At 41.5% G+C, this 7942-nt stretch carries 10 protein-coding genes; 6 read left to right on the top strand and 4 right to left on the bottom strand.

Annotated features, from left to right (window positions below):
* Nucleotides 1-430: 430 nt before the first annotated feature.
* A complete protein-coding gene (gene mobV, locus JFC10_RS14595) occupies nt 431-1309 on the bottom strand; it encodes a MobV family relaxase (RefSeq protein WP_198333459.1) in 879 nt (292 codons plus the stop codon).
* 457 nt (nt 1310-1766) lie between these two features.
* On the opposite strand from mobV, the gene JFC10_RS14590 reads away from it, so the two are divergent.
* From JFC10_RS14590 to JFC10_RS14575, 4 genes are all read left to right on the top strand, one after another.
* On the top strand, nt 1767-2030 hold the full coding sequence (locus JFC10_RS14590) for a hypothetical protein (protein ID WP_198333458.1): 264 nt from the start codon (nt 1767-1769) through the stop codon (nt 2028-2030).
* 90 nt (nt 2031-2120) lie between these two features.
* The gene (locus JFC10_RS14585; protein ID WP_198333457.1) at nt 2121-2402 is read left to right on the top strand and encodes a type II toxin-antitoxin system RelB/DinJ family antitoxin; all 282 of its coding nucleotides are present in this window, start codon (nt 2121-2123) and stop codon (nt 2400-2402) included.
* Entirely contained in the window at nt 2389-2655 is a 267-nt protein-coding gene (locus JFC10_RS14580) for a type II toxin-antitoxin system RelE/ParE family toxin (protein WP_198333456.1), read from the top strand. The genes JFC10_RS14585 and JFC10_RS14580 overlap by 14 nt, the downstream gene beginning before the upstream one ends.
* A 251-nt stretch (nt 2656-2906) precedes the next feature.
* Complete coding sequence (locus JFC10_RS14575; RefSeq protein ID WP_036592946.1) at nt 2907-3296, top strand: DUF6122 family protein; 390 nt, start codon at nt 2907-2909, stop codon at nt 3294-3296.
* A gap of 117 nt (nt 3297-3413) precedes the next feature.
* Here the strand turns inward: JFC10_RS14575 and JFC10_RS14570 are convergent, their stop codons facing one another.
* Together JFC10_RS14570 and JFC10_RS14565 are read right to left on the bottom strand one after the other, a co-directional pair.
* Nucleotides 3414-4052, bottom strand: a complete 639-nt coding sequence (locus JFC10_RS14570; protein ID WP_193005962.1) for a transmembrane anchor protein — start codon at nt 4050-4052, stop codon at nt 3414-3416.
* A gap of 15 nt (nt 4053-4067) precedes the next feature.
* Nucleotides 4068-4808, bottom strand: coding sequence for a HupE/UreJ family protein (locus JFC10_RS14565; protein WP_193005960.1), 741 nt, complete (start codon nt 4806-4808; stop codon nt 4068-4070).
* Between the two features lie 262 nt (nt 4809-5070).
* On the opposite strand from JFC10_RS14565, the gene JFC10_RS14560 reads away from it, so the two are divergent.
* Both JFC10_RS14560 and JFC10_RS14555 read left to right on the top strand, forming a co-directional pair.
* Nucleotides 5071-5349 (top strand): metal-sensing transcriptional repressor, encoded by a 279-nt coding sequence (locus tag JFC10_RS14560; protein WP_193005958.1) that lies wholly within the window; start codon nt 5071-5073, stop codon nt 5347-5349.
* A 30-nt stretch (nt 5350-5379) separates the two neighbouring features.
* Nucleotides 5380-6702 carry an MFS transporter gene (locus tag JFC10_RS14555; RefSeq protein WP_193005956.1) on the top strand — a complete coding sequence of 441 codons (1323 nt, stop codon included), beginning with the start codon at nt 5380-5382 and terminating at the stop codon, nt 6700-6702.
* 167 nt (nt 6703-6869) lie between these two features.
* Here JFC10_RS14555 and repM read toward each other — a convergent pair whose 3' ends face one another.
* Nucleotides 6870-7817 carry a replication initiation protein RepM gene (repM, locus tag JFC10_RS14550; RefSeq protein WP_198333455.1) on the bottom strand — a complete coding sequence of 316 codons (948 nt, stop codon included), beginning with the start codon at nt 7815-7817 and terminating at the stop codon, nt 6870-6872.
* Nucleotides 7818-7942: the final 125 nt, after the last annotated feature.

Here is a 7942-nt window from a genome sequence, read left to right as displayed (position 1 = left end):
TATTCGAATGGGTAAGTAAACGTATTCGAATGGGTAAGTAAACGTATTCGAATGGAGGTTACAGCCCTTTAATAGTAATGGATACAGAGGACTTAAAAGCATTTAAAAGCATTTAAAAGCATTAAAAGCATTTTCTTATTTTTTTTACTAACTAAAAAGACAAAAGAAAAAAGCCTAGTTACCTCGAAATATCAGGAACTTTTTGTACTCTTTTGGATCAGGTGGTTGATCAATTCTTTTTAGCTTACCTATCAATTTGATTATAACCTCATCCAAAGCAGTAGTATTTTTCCAACTTTTTAGTTCTTTTAGCATTCTAGTTAAATTTATTCTTCTTAAACCTTAGTGACCAGCTATAGGAAACACTCTATTTGTTCATATAATTAGATTTAATAGACCTTGGTATCTATTTTGATACATACCTAGCCTTTTAATTTTTAAACCTCTCTAAAGCGATTCTACGGCTTTCTATCTGCATTGCTTCATTTACTCTACCAATTTCTTCTTGGTTTAACCCTTCAATAGCCGCTAAGTAAGGCTCAACACGTTTTTTGAGAGTGTCAAAGCTCGTTTCTGCAACGTTTTTATCTATCTTAGCCCTCCCGTAGTCCATCAGGATGCTGTTGGCCGCTTTCACAGTGGGTTCTATTTGCTCAATAACCGCTGCTGTGACCTTCTCACCATACCGAGCCTTGCTTTCAAACATTTCAGGCTTAGGCGCTACGGTTGTAATACTAAAATCCCTCGCGTGATTGATGTCGTGGTAATACTCCTTGATGCTGGTATGCTTCGCTTTAGAGCCTTCCTTGCCCCTCGTTAGTCCCAAATCAGCGACCGTCTTGGCAAAGTCGGTTTGCATCTGATTTAACTTAACCCTGCCCCCTAGAAAATCCTTACAGTTCAGCTTCCCCTTTTGGTCAATAGGAACGACATAAGCGACTAGCTGCGGTGTACTTATGTCCCGATGAATACTCATACCTGCAATGTTTTCTTCTCCATGCTTATCCATGAGCCATAAACTCGCTCGCTTAAAAAACTCGAACTCCGCGCTTTTTCCCCAGCCTTCCCATTCAGGACTGGCAGTTATCAAATACTCAATACATAGCACAGCATCAGAGCGCCTTTTTTCAGGAAGCCGATCTTTTATCGCCTGTTTGACGGCTTCAGGGGTAGCAACGCTATGATGATTTTTAGGGGTGAGGTTGGGGTCAGCATTGGGCGTTTCTATCGTTCGATAGTTGTGTGCAAGACTGCCACCAATGTTGCCCATCGTCTTTAATTTTTCTGTCCTCAAAATTGCATAGTTCATCGCCACTTTTTCCTGTAATTAGGTGTTATTTCGCCAAAGTGTACCTACTACACCATAAATCCACCTGTTAGGAAAGCGTCATTTTTAGAGCAAAAGGCGGTAAAAAAGGGCTATTTTTCACTGTTTTTCAACTTGGCTGTTTACAGATTGTAAACAACTTTTTTCGTTATAAATCAATGAGTAAGAACGATTTTGTTTGCACTTTGCAAACACTTCAATTTCAATAAACCTAACAATATCAGCTATTTGGCAGTCCCTTTAGGGTGCGTATGGTGTAGTCATTAAATTAGGTGGGAAATAACGGATTTTTTATCTGTCGTAAAATCTGCTACAAAAAAGGGGTTATAAGAGCGTTACTTCTCGTTTTTCACTGGCATAATCTTAGGCTGGTACAAACAACTTATTAACCTAAAAAAATCATCTGTAGCTACAGATGATTCTAGTAGCGGAGTTATTTATGAGCATGATCGGTGTATCAGTAGCCAGTAGTAAAAGCCTTCAACTTGAAGCCTACAATAGAGCTGTCGTGAAGCTTAATTTGCTGTTGATTGACGATAAAACGCACGAAGAAGTGGTCAGAAGCAAGCTATTTGAAGTCATGGATGAAAGGAATCAGCTTGGGAAATACTCTACTTCTGATCTTTATGTCATGCAAAAAAGCATTGAGAAAACGGTTGATGATTTTCTTGCTGGATTGAATGAGCAGACTATTACCGCTTAGATTAGCGAGAAGATGAAACGCTAAAGTCATTGATATTTAATCACCTTTCGCTTATATTGGAGGTACGAATATAAGCGAAAGGTGATTACTATGAGTACAACTAATTATAATATACGGCTTGACCAAGACTTGAAAGATAGGTCTTTTTCTGTTCTTGAGAGCTATGGATTAACGCCTTCACAAGCTATAAGACTGTTCTTGAACCAAGTCGCTGATACTAACGCTGTCCCTTTGTCTTTTGACTATCAGCCTAAGCTCAACGCGCAAACCATTGCTGCTATTGCAGAGATTGCTAGCGGTGAAGGTACAAAGTACGACAACTTTGATGACTTTATGGGCGAGTTAGAAGGCGAGGTTAATGAGATCCATTGAAGTATCAAGCCAGTTTAAACGAGATGCCAAAAAGAATTATCTAAGCTTACTCACTCCTGCATGGGGTGAGGTGCTTAATTGTTTGACTAACGATATACCGCTACCGGCCAAATACAAAGATCATGCGTTGACCGGCAATCATAAAGGGTTTAGGGATTGCCATATCAAGCCTGACTTGGTGCTTATCTACCGTGTTCAGAGCGACACGGTAGATTTCGTTAGACTGGGTAGCCATTCAAAGGTGTTTGATTAGCCTGTTTTAAGTGGTTCCACAATGACAGTCTGTTTTGAGTAGTCTGTTAATAGGTTTGAAGGGCGAAATGGCTGGTTTCCTTGGGGTATGTCCTATATTAGCTAGTGTTTTTTTGGACAGGTACAATAATAAGAGAGTGAGTGTATGTACGTATGATGCATATATTTCACATGCAGTCGAAAGACAAAAATATCTTATGTTTTATCTGAGACTGTTGTGCCACTACAAACTATCTTGAATCGGAAAAAACGATGATTCAAACCGTTATCCATTATTTTCTACACTTTGGCATGCCGTTGATGGTTGCCTATATATTTTTTCGTGACGACTATAAACGAGTATATTTGATTCTTTTAGCCACTATGCTAGTAGACTTAGATCATTTGCTAGCCACGCCTATTTTTTCGCCCAATCGCTGTAGTATTAACTTTCATCCGCTGCATACTTATTATGCAATGGCAGCATATGCGGCTATGCTATTTCTACCTAAGACCTATAAAATAATTGGTTTGGGGTTATTGTTACATATGCTAACTGATTTGAATGACTGCGTGATGACCTATCTGAATTGTCCGCAGTGCTTGAATAAGGCTTCTGCCCGTGAGTTGGTGAAATGGTTGGTCACAGCCACGAACGCTTGATGTAGCTGTGAGCACATCGTTTAGTATTTTTCCTAACAAGCATTTTTTTAATCATTTCCAGCGGCTAACCTAATGTGTTTTGCTGCTAGGATTTATTTAGCTTATTAGTGCACGTTTTTACATCGTTTTAATAGTGCTGTAATCGCCACGGGTACGTAAAACAACTTGAACATCTGAATCGCCACGATTTCGCCAGAACCAGCCGTGATTACCTGTGAATGCGGCTTCTAGAACGCCTTTATCAGCGGCAACCCCGCGTCCTTTCTCATAACTAATGGCTTTACCTGCTGCATCACCATGGGTATCAAAGTTCAAATCACCACCTGCCACGACCCAAGAGTATTCAGCCTTGCCACCTGAATCCATTTTCATTTTAATCTCTAATCCTTCCCCTGGTGTCAAGGTGAAGGGAATTTCATCACGCCATTCACCACTAGCGACAGCAGTGTCAGCAAGTGTGGCACTCACTGCTTGTTCGGCCACATTATCAATATCTGGTGTTTCAGTCGTTAGTGTATCAGTTGCTAATAAACCAGCAGCATCGGCGGCAGCTTCTTCTGCCAATTGCTGCTTAACCTGTCCCATTTCTGTCAATTGAAGTAGATTACCAACCCCAGTTGGGTCAATGCCATATTCAGCTGGGAGAACTACCGTGAATAAAAGAACCACTGCTGAAATGGCAGCTAAAATAGTAGATTTTATAAGCTTCTGTGAAGAGGGAAGTTCAGCTTGTAAAGGAGTGTCACTGTTATACATATTGGGAATCCTTGGTTATTGAGACATTAAATAGCCAGTGAGCTGCATGCCCACCAATATAAATCCTGCGCTCATCATGGCGACGTTGGCGGTATAGGCGTTACGGATGAAACTTAGCGTACGGCGCCAATAGCTCATGCCAATTAATATGATTGCTAGAGCCAGTAGCTGCCCAATCTCCACACCCACGTTAAATGCGAGTAAGTTAGGTAGCAGACCGTCAGGTGACATATCGTATTCAAGAATCTTAGTAGATAACCCAAAGCCGTGGAAAAGACCAAATATAAGCACCGCTATTTTGGTATTTGGTTGATACCCGAACCATCGTTGAAAAGCACCAATATTGTCTAACGCTTTGTAAACAACAGAGAGACCAATAATGGCATCAATCAGATAACTGTTCATACCGATGTTGAAATACACGCCTAAAATCATCGTTGTGGAATGACCTAGTGCAAATAGGCTCACATAGACACCAATGTGCTTCATACGGTAGAGAAAAAAGATAACCCCGAAGAGAAACAGGATGTGGTCATACCCCGTTATCATGTGCTTAGCGCCCAAGTACATAAAGGGCAAAATATTGACTCCTGAAATCTCCTGAATATACCCTTTGTCTCCTGCGGTTACAGCATGAGCAAGAGCCTCATTGCTGCCAGTAATAAGACAAATAAGAAGTATTGAGAATACTAACAGACGGGTCTGCCAAGTCGCCCATGGCGAGCTTGAAAGCCTATTGAAAACATGGCTGTGCATTAAGAATCCTATGGTCTGAAAATAATGAATGCGCGGCGTGGTGCAATACGATAAAAACTTTTGATTCCAACCGATGAAGCAATCATGATTTGAGTAACTAAGTACTTTCTTACGGACTGGTAAGTAAAATCGTGAATTTTTCGAATGCAAACCGAGCAATTAAGGAGTAAGATACTATCCCCTAGGGGGGGATAATGTCAACCATAAAAGCTCAAGTCTTATAGGGTATAATTGCGCTCTCTAGAGGAAGGACACTGTTATTATGAAAAAACCACACATACACGCTTCTCATCCAGCCGTTATCACACGCCTTAAAAAAGCGAATGGTCATCTAAGCAGTACGATAGAGATGTTGGTTGAGGGTCGAACCTGCCTTGATGTAGCTCAACAGTTACAAGCGGTAGAGAATGCGATTCACCAAGCCAAGAAAATTTTAATCCAAGACCATTTAGATCATTGCCTTGAAGACTTATTAGGGGCTGTTGACAAAGATCGGCAGAATTCTATCGAGGAGTTCAAGGAAATAACTCGTTACCTATAAGGTTAGTTGACTGACCTGAAGAGACACTCCATGCTCAGTATTTTTGCAAATCGAACTTATCGCCATTTATTTGCCGCGCAAGTGATTGCCCTGATTGGTACTGGTCTGGCTACCGTGGCGCTTGGGCTTCTAGCTTTTGATTTGGCTGGGAATGATGCTGGGGTTGTTATGGGAACCGCATTGGCTATCAAAATGATTGCCTATGTTGGTGTCGCACCCATTGCAGCAGCCTTTGCCGAACGGCTGCCTAAACGTACGATGTTGGTAACGCTGGATGTGATACGAGCAGGTGTAGCTCTGCTTTTGCCGTTTGTTTCCCAAATCTGGGAGGTTTACGTGCTGATCTTTGTATTACAATCTGCCTCAGCAGCCTTCACGCCGACTTTTCAAGCCACTATTCCTGATGTTCTACCTGACGAGCAGGATTACACCAAAGCTTTATCACTTTCACGCCTTGCGTACGATATGGAAAGTCTGGTCAGTCCCATGTTAGCAGCAGCATTGCTGACAGTAATGAGCTTTCACAATCTGTTTACGGGGACGGTGCTGGGATTTTTGGCCTCTGCCATATTAGTCGTATCAGTCACGCTACCAGCGCATGCAATGCCCGCGCGCCGTAGCATTTATGATAGAACCACACGTGGCATTCGAATCTATTTAGCCACCCCTCGACTGCGTGGATTACTCGCTGTCAATGTTGCCGTTTCTGCCGCAGCGTCTATGGTTTTTGTGAATACAGTGGTAATCATTCAGGGTGGCATGGGACTAACTCAGAGTGCAGTGGCATTAGCATTGGCGAGCTTTGGTGCAGGTTCTATGATTGCTGCATTAGCTTTGCCAAGCCTACTAAGTAAGCTGACAGATCGTACTGTGATGTTAAGCGGTGTAGGGTTGTTAGTAGTGGGTATGTTCGCTGGAACAGTGATGATAGGACAAAACTCGCTCATGGTCTTATGGTTCGTGCTAGGTTTGGGTTATTCTGCTGCCCAAACCCCTTCTGGACGCTTGTTATGGCGATCCTCACATCAGGAAGATCGTCCTGCATTGTTCGCAGCTCAGTTTGCCTTGTCTCATGTCAGTTGGTTGGTGTTTTATCCTTTGGCTGGTTGGTTAGGTGCTCGCTACAGTATGGTCGTAGCTTTTGCGGTATTAGGCGGTGCTGCTGCACTTGCGGTATGGGCGGCGTTTAGAGTCTGGCCGTCTATTGATTTAACAGAGATTGAACACGAACATGCCAATCTACCAGAGGGTCATGCCCATGCCACTGGATCTCTTACATCTAATGGGATACGCCACTCGCATCCTTTCGTAGTCGATGACTATCATCCGCGTTGGCCAAGCTCAGGTCGTTGATGTTGAGCCTGAGCCTGTACATGGGGGTTCGCTATTTTATAATAAAAAGTACACTTCTATGTACACTGAGCTACCATAAATAACTTTGACTACTGATATAGATAGCCTACAGCTAAACATTCAAGTCCTCACTAGGGAACCGAACTGTTCAAACACACTCATAAGGCCTAGTATTCAAGATATTCTTTGATAGGACGCTTTTTAAACTGTGAAGGGTCTTTTTTGAGACGATTAATCATTTCAAACTCCCAAGCGTTCGGGTCTTGACCTGCTGGACTAGTAGAACTAACCAAATGATTATAATCGGCAATGAACTGCTTGTTACGTGCAATACGCCCCAGCTGCTTATCGCTTAATCCTTCAACCGTAAACATATCTCCTGTACTAACGTCGCGCTCCTTATTAACTACATCCTTCTTAGCTTTTGGCTTTTCATGAACAGTAAAACTAAATCCTGCAATTTTGCGACCTTCTTTCTTTTGAGTGTAACTAACATTGAGATCTGATTTTTCGTTTATCTCTTCAACAGCAAGGTTTAAGACCCTTTTCTTGAAGTTGCTCATAGTTTGATATTCATCAGATTCTAATCCTAACTGACCTCTAAACTTCTCCAATTCAAAGACAGGTGTTTTTTTGGCTTGCTTCCATTGAACCAGCAGCTCATAGAGCCTTACTGAGTAATTACTATCCATTTCAGCTGTTTGTTCTAGTAAATATTTAGTGAAAAACTCTTCAGCCCCATCAATCCGAGTAATCCCTTGTACTACAGCCGGAGTAAATACAACTTCAATCGCTCCTTCGTCATCTAAATATCTGACTTGCGACAACCAACGAGACTTAACCAACTTACCTTCATCATCAATATAACTAAAACGTCTATTAAATAACGTATCTTCAGCGTCCTTCATCATTAGATAACCGTTTTGGCGAGTAGTATTAAAAACTTCAGCATATCTTTTAGCATCAATACGAAGTGGTATCTCTGCACTCAACCCTGTACCAGTCTCTCTAGCGTCTACAACGGCTAACTGCACAATGCGTATTTCTGATAGCTTTAGATTTTGTAGTACGGTGTTTAGATAGTTGGTTTTCACCACTAGATTAGATTTAGACATAATAACATTACCATTTGAATACTTATATTTAACTGTATCTTAGAATACACTTTTATTCAAGTATTCAAATGGTAAGTAAACGTATTCGAATGGGTAAGTAAACGTATTCGAATGGGTAAGTAAAC

Source organism: Psychrobacter aquimaris (assembly GCF_016107525.1).
GTDB classification, from domain to species: Bacteria; Pseudomonadota; Gammaproteobacteria; order Pseudomonadales; family Moraxellaceae; genus Psychrobacter; species Psychrobacter aquimaris.
This window is presented reverse-complemented; position numbering and strand designations above follow the sequence as displayed.